Annotated in this window: 16 protein-coding genes and 1 pseudogene; 9 read left to right on the forward strand and 8 right to left on the reverse strand. The window is 68.1% G+C overall.

What is annotated here, in order from left to right; translation table 11 throughout:
* The first annotated feature begins 17 nt into the window (after positions 1–17).
* Together QJS31_RS25715 and QJS31_RS25720 are read left to right on the forward strand one after the other, a co-directional pair.
* Complete coding sequence (locus tag QJS31_RS25715; protein WP_306357933.1) at positions 18–1,460, forward strand: carotenoid oxygenase family protein; 1,443 nt, start codon at positions 18–20, stop codon at positions 1,458–1,460.
* 154 nt (positions 1,461–1,614) lie between these two features.
* Positions 1,615–1,947: pseudogene (locus QJS31_RS25720) on the forward strand (acyl-CoA dehydrogenase family protein); the annotation flags it as partial.
* Between the two features lie 113 nt (positions 1,948–2,060).
* Here the strand turns inward: QJS31_RS25720 and QJS31_RS25725 are convergent.
* The 6 genes from QJS31_RS25725 to QJS31_RS25750 all read right to left on the reverse strand — a co-directional run bounded on the left by QJS31_RS25725 (position 2,061) and on the right by QJS31_RS25750 (position 9,791).
* On the reverse strand, positions 2,061–3,656 hold the full coding sequence (locus QJS31_RS25725) for a serine/threonine-protein kinase (protein ID WP_282780870.1): 1,596 nt from the start codon (positions 3,654–3,656) through the stop codon (positions 2,061–2,063).
* Positions 3,559–5,124: a serine/threonine-protein kinase gene (locus QJS31_RS25730; protein WP_306357934.1), complete on the reverse strand. Its 1,566-nt coding sequence runs from the start codon at positions 5,122–5,124 to the stop codon at positions 3,559–3,561. Before QJS31_RS25730 ends, QJS31_RS25725 begins: the two co-directional genes overlap by 98 nt.
* The gene (locus QJS31_RS25735; protein ID WP_306357935.1) at positions 5,124–6,338 is read right to left on the reverse strand and encodes a hypothetical protein; all 1,215 of its coding nucleotides are present in this window, start codon (positions 6,336–6,338) and stop codon (positions 5,124–5,126) included. The genes QJS31_RS25730 and QJS31_RS25735 overlap by 1 nt, the downstream gene beginning before the upstream one ends.
* A gap of 68 nt (positions 6,339–6,406) precedes the next feature.
* Positions 6,407–7,897, reverse strand: a complete 1,491-nt coding sequence (locus QJS31_RS25740) for a serine/threonine-protein kinase (RefSeq protein WP_306357936.1) — start codon at positions 7,895–7,897, stop codon at positions 6,407–6,409.
* A gap of 288 nt (positions 7,898–8,185) precedes the next feature.
* Entirely contained in the window at positions 8,186–8,860 is a 675-nt protein-coding gene (locus QJS31_RS25745) for a hypothetical protein (RefSeq protein WP_306357937.1), read from the reverse strand.
* 43 nt (positions 8,861–8,903) lie between these two features.
* Complete coding sequence (locus QJS31_RS25750) at positions 8,904–9,791, reverse strand: hypothetical protein (protein WP_306357938.1); 888 nt, start codon at positions 9,789–9,791, stop codon at positions 8,904–8,906.
* A gap of 295 nt (positions 9,792–10,086) precedes the next feature.
* Here QJS31_RS25750 and QJS31_RS25755 point away from each other — a divergent pair, with 295 nt between their 5' ends.
* Positions 10,087–11,154 (forward strand): diguanylate cyclase, encoded by a 1,068-nt coding sequence (locus QJS31_RS25755; RefSeq protein WP_306357939.1) that lies wholly within the window; start codon positions 10,087–10,089, stop codon positions 11,152–11,154.
* Between the two features lie 228 nt (positions 11,155–11,382).
* Here the strand turns inward: QJS31_RS25755 and QJS31_RS25760 are convergent, their stop codons facing one another.
* Positions 11,383–12,708 (reverse strand): FAD-dependent oxidoreductase, encoded by a 1,326-nt coding sequence (locus tag QJS31_RS25760; protein WP_306357940.1) that lies wholly within the window; start codon positions 12,706–12,708, stop codon positions 11,383–11,385.
* Positions 12,709–12,807: 99 nt separating this feature from the next.
* On the opposite strand from QJS31_RS25760, the gene QJS31_RS25765 reads away from it, so the two are divergent.
* Positions 12,808–13,668, forward strand: a complete 861-nt coding sequence (locus QJS31_RS25765) for a GNAT family N-acetyltransferase (protein ID WP_282781536.1) — start codon at positions 12,808–12,810, stop codon at positions 13,666–13,668.
* A 37-nt stretch (positions 13,669–13,705) separates the two neighbouring features.
* Here QJS31_RS25765 and QJS31_RS25770 read toward each other — a convergent pair whose 3' ends face one another.
* Positions 13,706–14,416 carry a GNAT family N-acetyltransferase gene (locus QJS31_RS25770; protein WP_282781534.1) on the reverse strand — a complete coding sequence of 237 codons (711 nt, stop codon included), beginning with the start codon at positions 14,414–14,416 and terminating at the stop codon, positions 13,706–13,708.
* A gap of 538 nt (positions 14,417–14,954) precedes the next feature.
* Between QJS31_RS25770 and QJS31_RS25775 the strand changes: the two genes are divergently transcribed.
* The 5 genes from QJS31_RS25775 to QJS31_RS25795 all read left to right on the forward strand — a co-directional run bounded on the left by QJS31_RS25775 (position 14,955) and on the right by QJS31_RS25795 (position 18,480).
* Entirely contained in the window at positions 14,955–15,392 is a 438-nt protein-coding gene (locus tag QJS31_RS25775) for a hypothetical protein (protein ID WP_306357941.1), read from the forward strand.
* 109 nt (positions 15,393–15,501) lie between these two features.
* Positions 15,502–16,284: a thioredoxin domain-containing protein gene (locus QJS31_RS25780; protein ID WP_282781529.1), complete on the forward strand. Its 783-nt coding sequence runs from the start codon at positions 15,502–15,504 to the stop codon at positions 16,282–16,284.
* The gene (locus QJS31_RS25785) at positions 16,281–17,123 is read left to right on the forward strand and encodes a cytochrome c biogenesis CcdA family protein (protein WP_306357942.1); all 843 of its coding nucleotides are present in this window, start codon (positions 16,281–16,283) and stop codon (positions 17,121–17,123) included. The genes QJS31_RS25780 and QJS31_RS25785 overlap by 4 nt, the downstream gene beginning before the upstream one ends.
* Positions 17,124–17,192: 69 nt before the next feature.
* Complete coding sequence (locus QJS31_RS25790; protein WP_282781525.1) at positions 17,193–17,525, forward strand: helix-turn-helix transcriptional regulator; 333 nt, start codon at positions 17,193–17,195, stop codon at positions 17,523–17,525.
* 1 nt (position 17,526) lies between these two features.
* Positions 17,527–18,480 carry an SRPBCC family protein gene (locus tag QJS31_RS25795; protein WP_306357943.1) on the forward strand — a complete coding sequence of 318 codons (954 nt, stop codon included), beginning with the start codon at positions 17,527–17,529 and terminating at the stop codon, positions 18,478–18,480.
* Positions 18,481–18,810 lie beyond the last annotated feature (330 nt).

Genomic DNA, 18,810 nt, shown 5'->3' on the forward strand with positions numbered 1-18,810 from the left:
GGTGTGAAGGAGTGCTGATGTCTTCGGTCGCCGATGCCCGAAGTGCTGCGATGACCCGCGTGTGGGAACCCGCACACGAGGTGCCGCAGGAGGTCACGCTGCGAGTCAGCGGTGCGATTCCGGCGGAGTTGCGAGGCACGCTGTACCGCAACGGTCCGGCGCGGTGGGAGTCCGGCGGGTTCCGCGCCGGGCATCCCTTCGACGGCGACGGCCTGGTGTCGAAGTTCGTCATCGACGACGGTGCGGTGCGGTTCCGGTCCCGGTACGTGCGCACTCCGAAATACCTTGCCGAACAACGCGGCCGAGGTGCGCGCGTGCGCGGTCTCTACAACCAGTCATCGGGTGCGTTCGCCAATATCGGTCGCATGCCGGCCGACAGCGCCAATACCCATGCGGTGCCGCACGCGCAGCGGTTGCTTGCGCTCAGCGATGTGGGTCGGCCGTGGGAGTTGGACCTCGATGACCTCAGCACTGTCGGTCCATGTGATTTCGAGGGGAGGCTGCCGCGATTGACGCGGTTCTCCCCGCACCCCAAGATCGATCCGGTCACCGGTGAGCTGTTCAACTTCGGCTTGGATCTCGCACTGGGACACAAGGTTCCGGCCGGGTTGCGCTGCTACCGCGTCGATTCCACCGGGCGGCTGCACGATGCCGGACTGGTCGGCCTCGAGGACGTCGTCATCCAGCACGACTTCGCGATCACCGAACGCTATCTGGTGTTCGCGCTGGCCCCGATCACCGTCGACCCCGTACCGGCCGCGCTCGCCATGCTGGGCCGCGGGACCGTCGGCGACGCCGCGGACTATCGCCCCGAACGCGGGATGCGGATCGTGCTCGTGCCCCGAGACGGCGGCAAACAGCGTGTCATCGAATGCGATCCGTTCGTCTACATACATGTCGACAACGCCTACGACGACGGTGACGACGTCGTCCTCGACGTCGTGCGCTACGACTCCTTCGATTTCCTCACCACCGCGTTGAAGGACTTCCGCGATAGCCTGCCCGCCCTCGGGCGTCCGGCGCGGGTACGAATCACCAAGTCCGGCAGGGTGAATCGGGAGGACATCGGCGAGTTGGACGCACTGGAATTCCCGATGCACGACGAACGGCGCACCGGCCGCGCCCACCGCTACAGCTACTTCGCCGCCCACCACCCCGACCGCGACGGCGCGATCGTGAAATACGACCACCACACCGGCGCCGAGCGCCGCCATATCTTCACCGACGGAGAATTCGCGGGCGAGCCGGTGTTCGTGCCCCGCACGGCCAAGGCCGACGAGGACGAGGGATGGATCCTCACCGTCGCCTACAATTCCGGCGAGCACCGCAACTCCCTGATCATCCTCGACGCCACCGATATCGAAGCCCCGCCGGTGGCCGTCGCACAGCTGGACGGGCACTTCTTCCCCGGCTTCCACGGCAGCTTCACCACTCGGGTCTCCCCGGCGGCCACTGCGTGAGCGGCATCGCCCTCGGATCCGACGCCCCAATTTTCGACTGTGCGCGCCATGCGGCGGCACGAACCGGATCCCGGCCCCAGGACCTGCTCTCCAGCTGCTGGGTTCACCGATGTCGCCAATGGATCCCACCGCACTGAAGGCCGCGCACGACAGCGATCACAAGGCGTTCGGCAAACCGATCGGCGCACAGCAGAACACCCGCTTCGTCCTCGCCGAACTGGCCACCAAGACCACCGCCGTCCGTGTCTTCGTCGACCACTGCATCGCGCTGCTCAACCAGGAGAAGCTGTCCCCCGAGGACGCCGCCAAGGCCAAGTGGTGGAGCACCGAGGAACAGATCGACCTCATCACCAAGTGCCTGCAACTGCACGGTGGTTACGGCTACATGCGCGAATACCCGATCGCCAAGGCGTACATGGACGCTCGTGTGCAGTCCATCTACGGCGGGACCACGGAGATCATCGGGCGGAGCTTGAAGCTGGCCTGAGCGGAGGCGGTTTCCGACTCGAGCGGCGGCCGTGGTCGCGGCTGCGTCCACACTGCGACACTCGCTCGTTTCCATGGAGATGCCCCGGGCGGGCATCTCCATAGCGGCAGGGATCAGAGCGGGGCGGAGGACCACCAGCGGTCGTAGAGGTCTTGGCCGGTGGTGCCGCCGAAGACCATGAGCCAGCACGCTTTTCGGGCGTCATCGTCGAAGGTGGCGCTGAGGGTGCCGCTGGGCCCGCCGGGGCCATCGGCGAAATCGCCCCATACCACCTGGCCATCACCACTGGGTCGTTCCCAGGACTCTTCGCCGGTGACGACGGTGCCGACTTGTATGCGCCGCTCGGTCGTGGGGCTACGATCGGCGTTGCACTTCAGCAGTAGCCCGGCGACCGGATCTTTGTTTCCGTTGCAGGACAGCACGTGCAGACCGGTGACGGTGGCGTGCACATCGACCGGCCTGCGGTCGTCGTCGACTGCTGTACATCGGATCCCTTGATACCCGGCCGCGTCGGGGTCGGCGGGCAACAGGTCGGGGAAGGCCTGCACGAGGTACGCGAAATTCCCCCAGGTCTTGCCGGCGGGGGCCGGTGTGGGGGCTTGCGAGCTGGGAGCTGCCGCGCTCGGTGCGTCTCCCGAGCGTGCGATCCACGCGACCACTCCAGCCGTGACCAGAACAGCGACGATGATCAACAGCCCGGTCACGGCCGCGGTCCGTTTGCGCCATGGCCGTTCTCGCGCCGTCGTCACCGAATCGGGTGCCGTCGCCGCACCCCACGCGGCCTCGGCGGCCGCGGCGAGCGCACCGCATGAGGGATAGCGATGGCGGGGATCCTTGGCCATGGCGCGGGCCACCACATCGTCGATCGCGGGTGGCAGGTCGGGCGTCACCGCGCTGGGCCGCGGCGGCGGGTCGTAGAGGTGAGCTGCCAGCACCGCGCCCGTACTGGGCCGTGGAAACGGCTTCGATCCGGTCAGCAGTTCGTAGAGGGTGCAGCCGAGCGCGTACACGTCGGCGCGATGGTCGACGGTCGAGACCGTCAGCTGTTCGGGGGCCGCGTAGGCCAGGGTCGCCAGCACCGAGCCCGCCTCGGTCAGCTCGGTCGCCCCGCTCAGGGCCTTCGCGATTCCGAAGTCCGACAGCAGGACTCGATCCGGTCGACCGGGGCGCGAGTCGACGAGGATGTTCGCCGGTTTGACGTCGCGATGCAGCAGGCCGGCCCGATGAGCGGTGTCGAGACCGTTGGCGGCCTGACGGACGATGTGCAGGATCCGTTGCGGCGCGAGCCCGCCGGGCGTGCGCCGGATGAGGTCGGCCGCATCCGTACCGTCGACGAGCTGCATGGCGATCCACAGCCGGTCGTGTTCCACACCGCGATCGTGCACGGTGACGATATTCGGATGATCCAGCCGGGCGGTGAGTTCGGCCTCGCGATTGAACCGCGCGCGGAATTCGTCGCTCGCGCTGTACTCGGCGGACAGCACCTTCAGCGCGTCATGGCGTGGCAACCGGGGATGCCGCGCCACGTACACCGTTCCCATACCGCCACTGCCCAGTACCCGTTCGATCAGGTATCCGGCGAATATGGTTCCGGGTGTCGGCTCGCCCGAACTAGATCGGCGCATCTCGCCACCAATCCTGGTAGAGATCGGTGCCGGTGGTGCCCGCCGCGCCGAGAACCAACAGCTCGCAGAAGTTTCGCTCCGCATCGTCGAATTCGACCTGCAGGACGCCGTCGGCGATCGTGTCGAAATTGCCTATGCCGGTGCTCCAGACGACTCGTCCGGTTCCCGAGGAACGCTCCCAGCGTTCATCACCCAGAATGTGCACACCCTCCGCCCAGGACTGAATGTGCATAGGCGTCCGATTGCTGTTACACCGCAACGACAGGGTCCGAACGGGATTGTTGTTCCCCTGACAGTACATCTCCACGGTGCGGGTGAGCTGAGCGTTTACGTCGACCTCGTTGCGGTCGTCGTCGAAGGCGTGGCACAGCACGCCCTGATAGCCGCTCGTTATCGGCGTGGCGGGCACGAGGCCGGGGAAGGCGTTGGCGATGAAGCCGTAGTTCCCCCAGGTCGCGGGGTCTCCGGCTGCGGCGGGTGAGGACGGACCGGTGGCCGACACGGTCGACGACGTTCCAGGCGTGGACGATGGCTCCGACGAATTCTGCTTCCACACAACCACACCCGCGACCATGAGAGCCGCGACCGCGGTGAGTGCACCGACACCGGTGGCACGGGTGCGGCGGCGTCCGTGCGGCGAAGGCGTGCCCGTGGCGTGCCCGGTGCGGATATCGGGTCTCCGGCTGGTTCGGGCCGGATCGGGATCACCTGCCAGCCCGGCCGCCGCGGCCGCCGCGAAAGCGCTGCACGAGTCATAGCGGTCGCCGGGGTGTTTGGCCATCGCATGCGCTATCACGGTGTCGATTGCCTGCGGCAGTTCCGGATTCACCTCGCTCGGACGCGGCGGCGGATCCTGGATATGGGCCCGCATCACCGCGGCGGTATTGGCGCGCGGGAAGGGTTTGCGTCCGGTGAGCAACTCGAAGAAGGTGCAGCCGAGGGCGTACACATCGGCACGATGATCGACGAGACCGGCGGTGATCTGTTCGGGCGCGGCATAGGCGAGGGTCGCCAGTACCGCGCCGGTTTGCGTCAATGCCGTGGATTCGCCTGCGGCCTTGGCGATTCCGAAATCCGCCACCAGTACGCGGTCGGGTCCATCGGGTACCGGTTGCAGCAGAATATTGGCGGGCTTCACATCGCGGTGCAGCATTCCGATGCGATGCGCCTCGTCCAGCCCCTTCGCGACCTCGCCGAGGACGGTCAGCGCCGACTGCGGCGGCACACCGGTGGGATGGCGGCGAATGAGTTCGGCACCATCCAAGCCGGCGACGAATTGCATGGAGATCCAGAGACTTCCGCGCTCGACCCCGCGGTCGTGCACCGCGACGATATTCGCGTGATCGAGGCGAGCCGCCACATCGGCTTCCCGCAGGAACCGTGCCCGGAACTCCGGATCGGCTCCCAAGGCTGGTGGCAGCACCTTGAGCGCGTCCATGCGCGGCAACCGGGGATGCCGGGCCAGGTACACCGTTCCCATGCCGCCCGCGCCCAGTTGGCGCTCGATTCGGTAGCCCGCGAAAAGCGTTCCGGGAGTGAGGCTGTCGGACATCAGGGTCCACCATTGACGAGCAGGCCGTACTGCGCGGCCGCCTTCTGGCGCAGATTCGTCAGGTCACGGGTGAACACGGCGGCCACGTAGCGGCCGTACCGGACAACGCAGAGGTACCTGGTCAAAGCCAGATGGCCCGGTTGATTCTCTTCGGTGCAGTGCATGTCCTCCTCGCTGATGCCGGCGGGTCCGGCTATCGGTCGGAGATCATGCTCGGCGTCCTTGCCTCGCAACCGTTCGAAGGCCGCTCGTGCGCTCGCGGCGGTCGGATAACGGTACAGCGCACCGAGGTTGTTGACGGCGTGTGCTTCGGCCGGCACGCGGCCTTCCTGGGGGCGGCCGCTCCAGAGCTGCAGCGCTCGCGGGCCGAGGACGATACCGGTCGCGTACAGGGAGGAATCCCAGCCCGCGACCACTTGCCCGGCGAAGGTGATGACCTCCGGGTACGGCCATCGCCCCGGGGCGAGGGGCACCATGCGAGCCAGCATGCCGTCCCGATCCAGCGGCAGGGTGGTCAGCTGGTCGACCGGGGTCGGCGCGAAGTCGCGCAGCCGTTGGATCTGTGCGTCGAAGGCATTGCGCGCCAGCGTCGTGAGTGCGCCCAGATCGGTCTCGGTGTGGGCGGCCAGCACGCTGATCACGTACGCCTCGGCGGCGATCGTCGCCGCCAATGTCGGCACACCGGGTCGCCAATGAGCATGTGCCGCAGGGTGATCCGCGATCGAGACGGGCACGTTGTCGGTGCTCACCGCAGCGTCGACGGAATCGATCTGTTCTGCGGCAGCCTGCGCGGACGCGGTATCGGGAAAGCGGAAAACCATGACGGTCAGCCCTCGGAACGAGCCGGTCGTAGGGCGTTTCGGCACCGCGCGGTCGGCGCCGCCGACCGCGGCTCCGGTGATCATCCCGTGCCGTTCCAGTACCGCGCGGACCGGCTCCGCCAGCAGCGTCGCGGCGGTGGCCGGCGTGGGCATCAGGAACAGGCCGACCGGGCCCAGCAGTTCGGTCAATGCACCGTCGGCCTCGGTCGGACCGATCATCGTCTCGGCGAGGCGGACCGATTCGAGCACCCGGCCGTGGCGTTCGATGCCCGGCTGCGGCTGCTCGAGCGATTCGACGCTGTACGCGCCGGTATCGAGACTCGACGGGTCGGCATACTGCGCGACCGGTTCACCCGCGACCGTGCATGCGGTGGCGCATGTCAGTGTGGCCATCAGGATCGCTGGAGCCGTGCGTATTCGGCGGAATCGGGAGTTCATTCGCTGGTTCTTTCGGCCGGTGTTCACAGCGGCGCCTGCGGCCACCACCGGTCACGGATCGAGACGCCGTCCGATGCGCCCGTGACGGTGAGATAGCAGTGGTTCCGACTGGAATCCTCGAAGTAGACCTCGAGAATGCCCAAGTTCCGGTCCGAGAGGATCGCGGAATAGGGGTTCGCATGGTAGTAAGTCGTACCCCAGAACAGATGACCGGAGCCGGTCGAGCGGCTCCACGATTCGTCACCTTCCAGTTGATCGATGAGAGAGCGATTGGGCAGCACCGCCGATCTGTCGGCATTGCATGTCGCCTCGAGTATGTAGACCGGGTCCCGGTCGCCCTGGCACAGCAGGACTCCCACGCGCGGCTTCCGGTCCAGAGACACTATCGTGCCCACGTTTCGGAACTCGGCGGGAACGCAATTGGTCGTCTGCTGATAACCGACCGCGCCCGGTGCGGGCGGCAGGAGCGCGGGGAACGCCTGCGCGATGAAGGCGTACTCGCCCCAATTGGCGGGGTCGACGCTGGTGGTATTGGGGATGCGCGTCCCGGCGGTGGTGCTCGCGTCGTCGGAACCGAACACGGTGAATGAAACCGCCGCCACGGCGATGATCATCGCCGTGGCCGCGATCAGTGCGCGGCGGCGGATCGATCGGGCGGCCCCGCCGCCGGTCGCACCGTGCAACGCCTGCTGCGCCGCCGTCGCGAGCGCGCCGCTGGTCGCGAAGCGTTCGGCTGGATCCTTGGCCAGTGCGGTCGCGATCACCGCGTCGAGCGCGGCAGGGACCGAGGGGTTCGCGGCTGATGGCTTCGGCGGGGGATCGTTGAGGTGGGCGTACATGACCGCCGCCGGACTGTCTCGCGGGAAGGGCACGCTGCCGGTCAGCAACTGGTAGAGCGTGCACCCCAACGCGTACACATCGGTGCGGCGATCCACCGGTTCGCCATTGATCTGCTCCGGCGCCGCGTACGACACAGTCGCGGCGAATCCGCCCGAACTGTCGGGAGTGGCCGAATCATTGGCAGGCCGCGCGATTCCGAAGTCCGTGACCAGGACTCGCTCGGGCCCGTCGGTAGGCGCCGCGATCAGGATATTGGCCGGTTTCACGTCTCCATGCAGTAGTCCGGCGCGATGGACCTCATCGAGGCCGTGTGCTGCTTCGGTGAGTATCCACACCGCACGGCCGGGTTCCACGGGACCACGCCTGACGAGTTCCGCGGCGTCGATCCCGGCGACATACTGCATGGCGATCCATAGCCGCCCGTCCTGCTCACCGCGATCGCGAACCGCCACCAGATTCGGATGTTGCAGCCGGGCCGCTGTTTCGGCTTCGCGGAGGAACCGTGCCCGAAACCCCTCATCCTCGCGATACCGATCCAACAGCACCTTCAACGCGTCCTTGCGCGGCAAGCGTGGATGTTGCGCCAGGAAGACGGTCCCCATTCCGCCGCGACCCAGTGTGCGTTCGACGCGATATCCGCCATAGCTGTGCTCGTCGTCGGCGTCCAACCGCAACCCCCAGTCTCCCGAACCTCGGGGTCATAGCGTATGACGGAAACCAGGGCCTTTCGAGACGAATTCGAGGGGATTCGGTTCAGGTCGAAGTTGCCACAGTCACCCGATCGATCTACTCGATCCAACTCGGAGATCACTGATGCGCGACATTTTTCGACACCTGAGCGGACCGGCACGGCCGAACGGCCCGCTTGTGCCCCGCGACAGCTCTGATCGCAGTGGGCTACGTAATCGACTGTCGCGCCGTTGATTCCGGGATCGGCCGCGATATGGCGGCGGTGGCGCTGCTCACCGCGTCACGGCCTCGTGATCGGCTGGCTCGGCCGCCGGGTGGGTCGTCAGGCGCCAGCATGCGATCAGGAACGCGGCCTGGGCCGCGGTATTGCTGAGTTGCTCGATCCATTGCAGGGTCACCGTCTGGTCCGGGCGGGCGGCCAGGGGTCCCAGTATGAAGAATCCGAGTAGTTGGGTGCCGAAGAGGGCTGCGGCGGCGGTGTCGCCCCGCGCCCGTGCCCGGGTGATCAGATTTACGCCGACGATGGTGGCGAATACGGTGGTGCTCACCAGCATTGGCAGGGGGTCGCGCGCGAGCAGTGCGCCGATGCCGCAGCAGATTGTCAGACCCGGTACCAGCAGCATCAGCCAGCGTGGTGGCATCTCGCTGGACTCGCGTCCCAATTGTAGGCACAGCCAACCGAATCCGAGGGTGAGTAGGGGAAAGAGCAGGCTGCTCAGCCATGGCAGGTCCGGGCCATCAAGTGCGGCAACGAGTTTGGCGCTGGCCTTCGCGAATCCCGCCGTGCCGATCAGCGCCGCCGCCGCGATGACGTGGGCGCGGTGGGGGAGTGGCGGTGTGCCGGAATGCCGTCCGCGGTGGCCGAGCAGCAGTACGCCGGCGGTGGTGAGCAACACCGGTACGAAGTCCTCGACGGCCAATGACACCGGATAGTCGACCACGGTCATACTCTGTCCTTTCGGGCCGTTCTCATGCGCGGCGGGGCGGTGTTCACCGGGATGCGACCCGCACGGCGGTGTCGGTACGGGGTCCGATGTGGGTGACGTACGCGGCGGCCGCGGCGTTGCCGAGGTGTGCGTGGAACCACATGGCGGTCCACCGGGCGGCCGCCGCGATGGTGTCCGCACGGGGCGCGGACCCGCGCTGCGGGTCCGGTGCGGCTCCGGGGGGATTGTCCCGATCGGTCAGGCCGAAGTGATTCGCGCCGAGCAGTTCCACGAGTTGGGCTGCCGGAGCGCCGGTCAGGCTGGCGAAGCTGTCTCGGGCCTCGGCGAGTTCGCTGACACCGTCCTCGGTGCCGTTGATGTACAGCACCGGGATACCGTGCACGTCCACCGCGTCGACGGTCGATCCGATGGTGGTGTTGGTCCCGTGGCCCACAACGGCTTTCAGCTGTGCCGGACGCCGGTAGGACACTCCGAAGCAGAACGGTGGTTGGCAGCGGTCGGCCGCCGCGTACACGGCCGCGGCCCCACCGTAGGAGTGTCCGGCCAGCAGCAGCGTTTCGGGATCGACGACCGCGCCGACCGCCGAGGCCGGATCGGCGGCCCGCGCCCGCGCCACCACCTCGGTGACCGAATGTTCGCTCGGCAGACTGTATCCCGGTAGCGGATAGCGTTCCGGAATCACCACCACGAAGCCGTAACCGGCCAACGCCGTGGCGAATCGGGAGTAGTACTCGCCGCGCACATTGGCGCCGGGCAGCATCAGGGCGATCGGCAGCCGATGCTCGGTTCGGGACGGATACCACACGGTGGCGGTGTCGCCGCCGACTCGGGTCGGTTCCCGCGTGACGCCGTCCGCGGTCGGAGCATCGGCGCGCGCGGGCGCGGCGGTCAGCAGGAGCAGGGACAGGACGGCCGTCAGCCAGATGCGCATATCAGTCTGTTTCTTTCAGGGAAACGCTGTTTCATTTTTTGGGGAGCATACTCCGAAGCAACGCCCCACAGAAGGCGAGATCGGGGTCCGCGGGCCGCGAGCGATGGATGCGGGTGGTGCGCCGTGTGGACAGCTGTGCGTGCGCCGGGGGCTACGTATCGACCGGTGGATCGGTATCATCGGTTCCGGCAATTCCGAAGCAACTGTTCGAGCTCGCGATGACGTGAGGCGCTCGATGACCGCTAGCCGTTCCACTTTCCGGGCCTTCGGGCGAGACCGAGTCGACTATCGCGGCTTGGTCAGGGCGTTCGAATCCCATGCGGCTTTGCGGCGGTTCCAGATCCTGCTGGGTTCCGGTGGCATCGTGATGCTGGTGATCGCCCTGGCGGCAATGGTGGCGCAACACGAGCAGGCCGGGCGGGCCGGAATTCTCCAGGGCGTCCTGGAAGCGGTGGTGGCGGGGGTGTGGACCTGCCGGTGGTGGTTCCTGTCGTGGCCGCGTGAACTCGAGTCGCTGGCCTGGATCCTGTTCTTCGACGCCGACGCGATCGCCAACAGTGCGGTGGTGCACGATCCGGTGATCGGGGTGCTGGGGCTCGTGCTGCTGGTGGCGATGGGCGCGTATGTGACCGTGTTCCACAGTCCGCGGGTGCTGGCCGTGCACATCGGTTTGTCGCTGCTGGCCAGCGTCATCCTGGCGGTCCGGATGTTCGCCGCGGCGGTGGGGATCTCCCTGGTACTGGTCATGTTCGTGGTGATCGGCGTGATGTTGCCGTTCGTGCAGTTCAGCCATTGGCTGCTGCGGATGGACGCGCTCTCCGACCCGCTGACGCGGGTGTTGAATCGCCGTGGCCTGGATTGCTTTCTGCCCGCTTACCTCGATCGTGGTCACCAGCGCGACGTCTACGTCGCCACCATCGATCTGGATCGGTTCAAGGCGGTCAACGACGCCTTCGGACATCACGTCGGCGACGACGTGCTGGTGCGGACGGCCGAGTGTCTGTGCCGTGCGGCCGATCCGGAGGCCCTCATCGCCCGGACCGGGGGCGAGGAATTCGTGGTCGTCGGGTACCTGCGCGAATCCGCGATGGCCGTCGGCGAGCGGCTCCGCGCCGCCGTCGGAACAATTCCGTGTCCGCCGACCTCCATCACCGCCAGTGTCGGAGTGGCGGTCCTGGACCGTACGGACCCCGACACCCACGATGGCGCGGACGTGTACCGAAGTCTGCTGCGCCGCTCCGACTCCGCGATGTACCGCGCCAAACACATCGGCGGTAATTCCGTGGTGACCGCGGACGAACGGCGGCCGACCCGGCAGCAACCCGGCCCGGCGGCTCGCTGCCGTAAGGGTGTGCCCACCTGATGGTGAGACGCACCTTCGCCCCCCCGGGGGGGCGGTACCCGCGAATCGATACGGCGAGCACCGGGAACGCGTAGTACAGGACGCCCCAGCTGGTGATCTCGGTCAGGCACAGGACGGCCAGGACGCGGCGCAGCCCGGCGTGGGTGAGGTCGCCCGGGGCGCGGTGTCGGGTGTAGCCGTCGCCCGATCACCACGCCCCGGGGAGCCGTGCGATGTCGAGGTCATGGATCAGGACGTGGCGCTCGATCCCAGGGTGATCAACTGTGCGGCGGGGGACCCGCAGCAGCCGCCGGTCTCGGGTTCGTCGGCGACGCCCGCACCGCCGCAGACGCCCGTCTCGGGCAGGGTGAGCTCGACGCGGGCGGCCGACTCGTGGTCTCCGGCGAGTTCGGCGGCGATGCTGCGGACCTGCTCGTATCCGGTGAGGGCCAAGAAGGTCGGGGCGCGGCCGTAGCTCTTCATACCCGCCAGGTAGAACCCGGGCTCCGGGTGCGACAGTTCGGCCGCACCGTGCGGGTACACCGTGCCGCAGGAATGCACGTTCGGGTCGATGAGGGGTGCGAGTCGCACCGGAGCCTGGAGCACCGGGTCCAGTCCGAGGCGGATCTCCGACAGCCACGACAGTTCCGGTCGGAATCCTGTCAAGGTCACCACCCGGTCGACCGCGTCGATGCGGGTGCCGGACTCGGCCGTGAGTGCGATCTGCTCGCCGTCGGATTCCACTGCCGCCGTGCGGAATCCGGTGACGAGTCGGAGCAGTCCGGCGTCGACGGCGGCCTTGGCGCGCAGGCCGAGCGCCCCGCGGGCGGGCAGTTGATCGGCCGCGCCGCCGCCGAAGGTGTCCCCGACCTCGCCGCGGCGCAACACCCAGGTCAGGCGGGTGCCGGGGGCTTCCTTCGCGAGTTCCGACAGTGCCACGATCGCGGTGAGCGCCGAATGGCCGCTGCCCGCGATGACGGTGTGCGCACCGGCGTGGCGGGCGCGTTCACGGGGATCGTTCAGATCGGGCACGCGATAGGAGATCGCTTCGGCCGCAGCCGCTTCCCCGAGGGCGGGCATGCCGTCGCCGCCCAGCGGATTCGGTGCGGTCCAGGTGCCCGAGGCGTCGATGACCGCACGCGCGGTGACCCGCTCCTGCCCGCCGTCGGCGGTGCGGAGACGCACGACCAGCGGTTCGGTGTCGCGTCCCGCGTCCACCACCCGGTCGCGTCCGCGCCGCGTCACCCCGACCACCTCGACGCCGAGTCGAACCACCGTGTCGCCCAGGGCATCCACCAGCGGAACGAGGTAGTCGCGTGCCCAATCCTGTCCGGTCGGGTACGCATCCGGATCCGGCGCGGTCCAGTCGGTGGTTTCCAGCAGCCGCCGCGCCGCGGGGGCGATCAACTCGCCCCATCGGGAGAAGAGTCGCACATGATTCCACTCCGAGACCGCCGCGCCCGCGCTCCGGCCACGCTCGAACACCAGCGGGTGTAGTCCGCGTTCCCGCAGTTCGGCCGCCGCCGCCAGGCCGATCGGCCCCGCTCCCACCACGACCACTGGCAACTCGTTCATTGGGGTTCCTTTCATCGATGGCTATCGATTCAGCTCCTCGAACTCTATCGACCGCTGTCGATTAAGGCAACCATTGATGTGCATCGATATAGTGGAGGCATGACGTCGCTGGATATGCCGGTCGTGCGGACCGAATACCGCGTGGACACGCTGCCGGTCGCCGACGCGACCACCTACGCGAGCTGGTTCGCCTGCCTGGCCGATCCGACGCGGGTGCGTCTGCTGCATCACGTCGCCGGTCGACCGGCCGGGATCACGGTGGGGGAGATCGCCGAGGCCCTCGGCATCGGCCAGCCGACCGTCTCCCACCACGTCCGCAAACTCGCCGATGTGGGCTTCGTGCTGGTGCACAAGGAACGCACCAGCACCGTGGTCACCGTCAACCCCGCCTGCTGTACCGGTCTGCCGCACGCCGCCGACGCCGTCATGGGTGTGCTGCCGGCGCAACCGTGCTGCCCCCAGGACATCCCCGACGATGTCACCGTCCGCGCCATGACCGATGCCGACTGGGATGCCGTGCTCCGCATCTACGGTGAGGGGATCGCCACGCGCAACGCCACGTTCGACACCGAGGTGCCGGAGCGCGCGGACCTCGATGCCACCTGGCTGCCCGGGCATCGCTGGGTCGCCGAGATCGACGGCGCGGTCGTGGGCTGGGCGGCGCTGGCCCCCGTCTCCCGCCGTGACTGCTACCGAGGCGTCGCCGAGACCTCGGTCTACGTGGCCGCGGGCATGCGGGGTCGCGGTGTCGGCAAGGCGCTGCTGCGCACCCAGGTGTGCACCGCCGACGAGGCGGGCCTGTGGACGCTACAGAACTCGATCTTCCCCGAGAACCGCGCGAGTATCGCCCTGCATCACGCCGCGGGCTTCCGCACCATCGGCGTGCGCGAGCGCATCGCCCGCCTCGACGGCGAATGGCGCGACACCGTCCTGCTCGAACGCCGCGGTCCGGTCGCCTGATCATCGCCGCGCCGACCGGATCACCCGCGATATCGGCCTACGGTGCCCCGGTGCCGGTTCGCACGGCCCGGTCGAGCCGATCGGTCAGCCGGGTTCGGGTCGCGGGCCAGTCTTCGGCGATGATCGAGAACAGCACGCTGTCGCGAACGGTGCCGTCGGCGCGACGGAAGTTGCGGCGCAGCACCCCCTCGTAGCGAGCGCCGAGACGCGCGATGGCCTGTTGTGAACGATGGTTGCGCACATCGGTTTTCAGCTGCACCCGCCCCACGCGCAACCGGTAGAACGCGAATTCGAGGAGCAGCAGCTTGGTTTCGGGATTGACGCTCGTCGCCCATACCGCCGGGTCGTACAGCGTGAACCCGATCTCCAGCGCCGCATCACGCGCGGACACCGCGAGATACGCGGTGATCCCCACCACCGTGTCGGCGTCCACGTCGCCGATCCGCCGCCGAGTCCGCACGGTCCACAGCTGCCAATCCGGCTGCCGGCCGGTGACTTCCAAGTGCTCGCGAAATCGCAGCGGATCCGACGGCCGCCACGGCACGTGCGCCCACACCCGGTCGTGGTCGAGCGCCGCGAACAGCGCCGCCGCGTCCGCGGTCGGGTCGAGCGGTGTCAGCCGCACCGTCGCACCGACCAACTCCGTCGTCGCGGGCACCGGCCAGATCATCTCCGGCCACGGCTCGTCGGCCGGACGGGGATCCGGAACGGGTGTGAACCGGTGCGGTTCGTCGATGCTCTCGCTCACGGCAGCACACTAGTGGGGTCGTGCCGCCGCGAGGAATCGAATTCTCGTGGGGCGGACGGTTCAGTCGTGCTCGTGGGCGATCGGGCGGTCCGGGATCGACGGCATTCGACGATGTAGGCGCCTCCGGAGCGGCCGAGGTGAACGCCGACCGGTTCGAGTCGATCGGTCGGGTAGTACGAGTCCGCCCGGATCGCGGGTGCCTTCCGCTCCGCCAGCGGCAGCCAGGTGCGCCAGCTCTCGCCGTCGTATTCCGAACTCGGCACGGTGAGCAGATGCTCCATGCGCTGCCCGCAGGATGCGCAGTCGGGCCACACCGGATCGGTGGACCAGCCCGGATACCCGCGGAGCGTGATGCCCGGGGCGGTGGACAGGTGGTACTCACTCCCAGCCGGTGTCCGCTGTCGGGCCGGTCGAGCACCGCGTCCGGCACGCTGGCGCGGAAGGATTCCCACACACCCGAGCTGAAGCAGCGTCCGAAGGATTGCCCGTCGGCAGCTGTAATCCGGCCCGTCCGTGGCGGTGTCGTACACTCGGCGTCGTGAGTCTCCGATCCGGTTCGCGTCGACGGGTGGCATCGACGTGCCGTCCCGCGCTGGTCGGAGTCGTGGTGGCGGCTGTTCTCGGCCTGGTTGTCAGCCTGGTCGCGGCATGTGCGTCCGCTGATCGGTCGCCGACTGCCCAGCGGGTGCCGGAGGTGGCGGCGGTGTCCGCCGGAGCGGCGGCGGAGGCGACCGGAGTGGTGGCCGTCGCGGTGAACGCGGACAAGGCGCCGGGTTGCCGGAAGATGCCTGAACAGCCCCCGACGCCGGTGCGGGACGCCGCGTCGCATCGGGAGGACATCCGGATACCGCTCGCGATCCGGGACACGCCGGACCCTGCCGTGGCCGGACGCTCACCTTCGGTGCGGCCGGTGCCGATCGAGACGACGGGTCCGCCGATATCACCACTGGATCTGACTACCGTCCTGCGGATTTAGACGACCCCCGGACAGCACCGACTCGCCGTGGGCGGGTGGGCTGTATTCGGCATGTCCTCGAGTCGTAGGTCGCGCGTCCACGCCGGACGCGCGTAGTCAGGAGTCTCCTATGTCCAATCGTTCCCAGCGCCGTGCCCGGAACACCTCGGCCGCACGGCCATCCGCTCGACCGGCCATTGCCAAGATCGGGGCGGGTCTCGCGGTGTTCGCCGCGGTCGCCTTGCTCGTGATCGCGATCTCGCAGATCGCCCACAAGCGCACCGAGGAATCCGCCCGGGCGGATTCGGCGGCCACGTCCACGGCGGACGACGAGATCATTCGGCAGCTGGCCGCCCTGGCGCGCCGAGACGCCGCCGACCCCATGGCACGCGGTGCGGTGGACGCACCGGTGGTGATGATCGAGTACTCCGATTTCCAATGCCCGTACTGCCAACAGTTCGCCCAGCACACCGAACCGGAACTGGTGCGGCGGTATCTCGACAGCGGGCAGCTGCGCATCGAGTGGCGGAGTATGGCGTTCTTCGGGCCGGAATCCGAGGTGGCGGCTCGGGCCGCCTGGGCGGCGGGGCAGCAGGGCCGCTTCTGGGAGATGCACGATCTGCTGTTCGCCCATTCGCCGGAGAAGAAGAACACCGGTGCGTACACCGATGACACCGTGACCGAGTGGGCGCTGCGCGCCGGGGTCGCCGATATCGCCAAGTTCCGGGCGGACCTGAATTCCGATGCGGCGCGCGACGCCGTGAACGCCGATATGAGCGAGGCGATCGGGATCGGAGTCGGCTCCACGCCGGCCTTCCTGATCAATGGGCGGCCGATCCTGGGCGCGCGGCCGGTCGAGCAGATGATCGCGGTGATCGAAGCCGGGCTGCACGACCGCGAGGGCGTCCGGTGACCTCCGGCATCGGTTATGCCGCAGCGTTTCTGGGTGGAGTGCTGGCTTTGCTGAGCCCGTGCAGCGCACTGCTGCTGCCGAGCTTCTTCGCGTACTCCTTCGGTGCCACCGGGAAATTGATGTCCCGCACCGGCATCTTCTACCTCGGCCTGTGCACCACCCTGGTACCGCTCGGTGCGGCCGGATCACTGCTCGGGGGCGTGCTGACCCGGCATCGCGAACTCGTGATCGCCATCGGCGGCTGGACCATCATCGCGCTCGGGGTGGTGCAGATGCTCGGTCGTGGTTTCGCTTTCGGCTTCGCCCAACGCGGAATGGCCAAGCACGGCGGATCCGAGAAGTCCGGTGCGGTCTATCTGCTCGGCATGGTCTACGGACTGTCCGGATTCTGCGTCGGTCCGATTCTCGGCTCGATTCTCACGGTGGCGGCCCTGAGTTCCTCCCCGGTGCGCGGTGGCACTCTGCTCGCCGTCTACGCGCTGGGCATGGCCTTGCCGCTGTTCGTCCTGGCCCTGCTCTGGGATCGCTTCGACCTCGGTCGCCGCCGCTGGCTACGCGGCCGCCCGATCACGATCGGGCGTCTCCACCTGCACACCACATCGCTGCTCTCGGGCGTGTTCTTCATCGCCGTCGGCGCATTGTTCCTGCTCTCCGACGGCGGCTCGATCATTGCCGGAAACGCCGACGCCAGTGTCGATCTCGAAGACCGGGTGCTGCGTCTCACCGCCGCCCTGTCCGACACCACGGTGCTGCTTCTGCTCGGCGCGGTCGCGCTGCTGCTGGTGGCGTGGCGATTGCTCCGCTCCGGTCGACGCGAGGGGGACAGCGTCGAGGTGTGAGGGTCCCCGGTGCCGTATCGGATGGCCGCACCGCTTGCCTTTATATTCCATCGCGGCTATATTGCCAACATGGCATATGCGTTCGAGGTGGTGGCCGAGCCCCGGCGTCGGGAGATACTCGACCTGCTGCGGGATCGCGACCGGCTGGTGGGGGAGCTGGTGGCGGAGTTGCGGCTGGCGCAGCCGACGGTCTCCAAACATCTGAAGGTGCTGCATCGGGCGGGGCTGGTCGAGGTGCGGCGGGATGCGCAGCGTCGGTGGTATCGGCTGCGGCCGCAGCCGCTCGCCGAGATCGACCTGTGGCTGGCCCCGTACCGCTCGCTATGGGAGACCAGTCTGGACGCCCTGGAGCGCCATCTCGACACCATGCCTGACGACGTGCCCGATGACGAGGAGGAATGACATGGATGACCTGGCCGAGCTGAATATTGTTCGCGACGAACCGATCCTGCGGTTCGAGCGCCGTCTGACACATCCACCGGAGAAGGTGTGGACGGCGATCACCGATCCGAAGGAGCTGGCCGCCTGGTTCCCGGCGGCGGTGGACTACACCGAGTTGCGGCCCGGCGTACCGATGCGATTCACCTTCCCGGGCGAGGCCGTGGTGGACGGCACCTGGGCGGGTGAAGTCCTCGAGGTCGACCGGCCCAAGGTGTTCATGTTCCGTTGGGGCCACGACGTGCTGCGCTTCGAGTTGGTGCCCGACGGCGCCGGGTGTCGGCTGGTCTTCACCCAAACCATCGGGGGCGGCGGGATCGGTCGCCTGGGCGCGGCCCGCTCCGCGGTCGGCTGGGAAGATTGCCTGGCCGAACTCGTAGCCGCACTGGACGGCGTGGGTTCGAGTTCGAACGGTGAGTTCCTGCCCCGGGTCGAGCGGTACATCGCCGCATTCGGCTTGGACACCGGCATTCTCGCCGAAGCGGGCGATGACCACGACATCCGGTTCGTCCGCGATGTGGTCTGGAGGCCCGCCGACGAGGTGTGGTCGGTGCTCGTCGAGGACGCCGCCGCGGCCGTCGGCGGGCAGCCGCCGGTGCGTGCGTACAACGAGCACATCCCGATCGGAACCGTCACCGCCGTCGAGCCGCCGCGCGTACTCGAGTACGGCTGGCTCCAGGACGGCGTGCCGGTCGGCCGCGTTCGCTGGACCGTCGTCACCGACCCGGAGTTCGGCACCCGCGTCGAACTGAGTCATACCCTGCCGCGCCACCTGATCGCGCTGGCTCCCGAATTCCTCGCCGCCTGGCACGTCCACCTCGACCTGTTCTTCGCCGCGGTCCACGGCGAGGTGCGCTGCGGCTGGCCCGCCGATCGCGTCGCGGTCTTGACCGAGCGGTACGCGTCGGTGGTGCCGTGAAGGCGGACGGTTGTGGCGAAGTGTGGGAATTCGCCTCGGCGGCAGCATTATTCGGGCTGAGTAAGCACGTGGGCCGGAGTGTGCGCGTCGATCGGCGGCCGCTGCCCGGTCGTCGGTGGGGCTGAGCGGAGCTGCGCGACGAAAAGTGAGCGCCCGTCTACAGGTGGTGCCGTCTCGAACTGGTCGAAAGTCCGATTCTGTCGACAAGGTGGCTGGTCGTTCCCCGGGCGCGCCGGCACCGGGGCCGCGGCGCGAAAGGGGAGTAGAAGGTGAGCGCTTTTTCACTTTAGGCTTCGATCATCGGCCGAAAGGACCGCAGCACCTGGGCGG

The sequence above is a fragment of the Nocardia sp. CC213A genome (assembly GCF_030766805.1).
GTDB lineage: Bacteria > Actinomycetota > Actinomycetes > Mycobacteriales > Mycobacteriaceae > Nocardia > Nocardia otitidiscaviarum.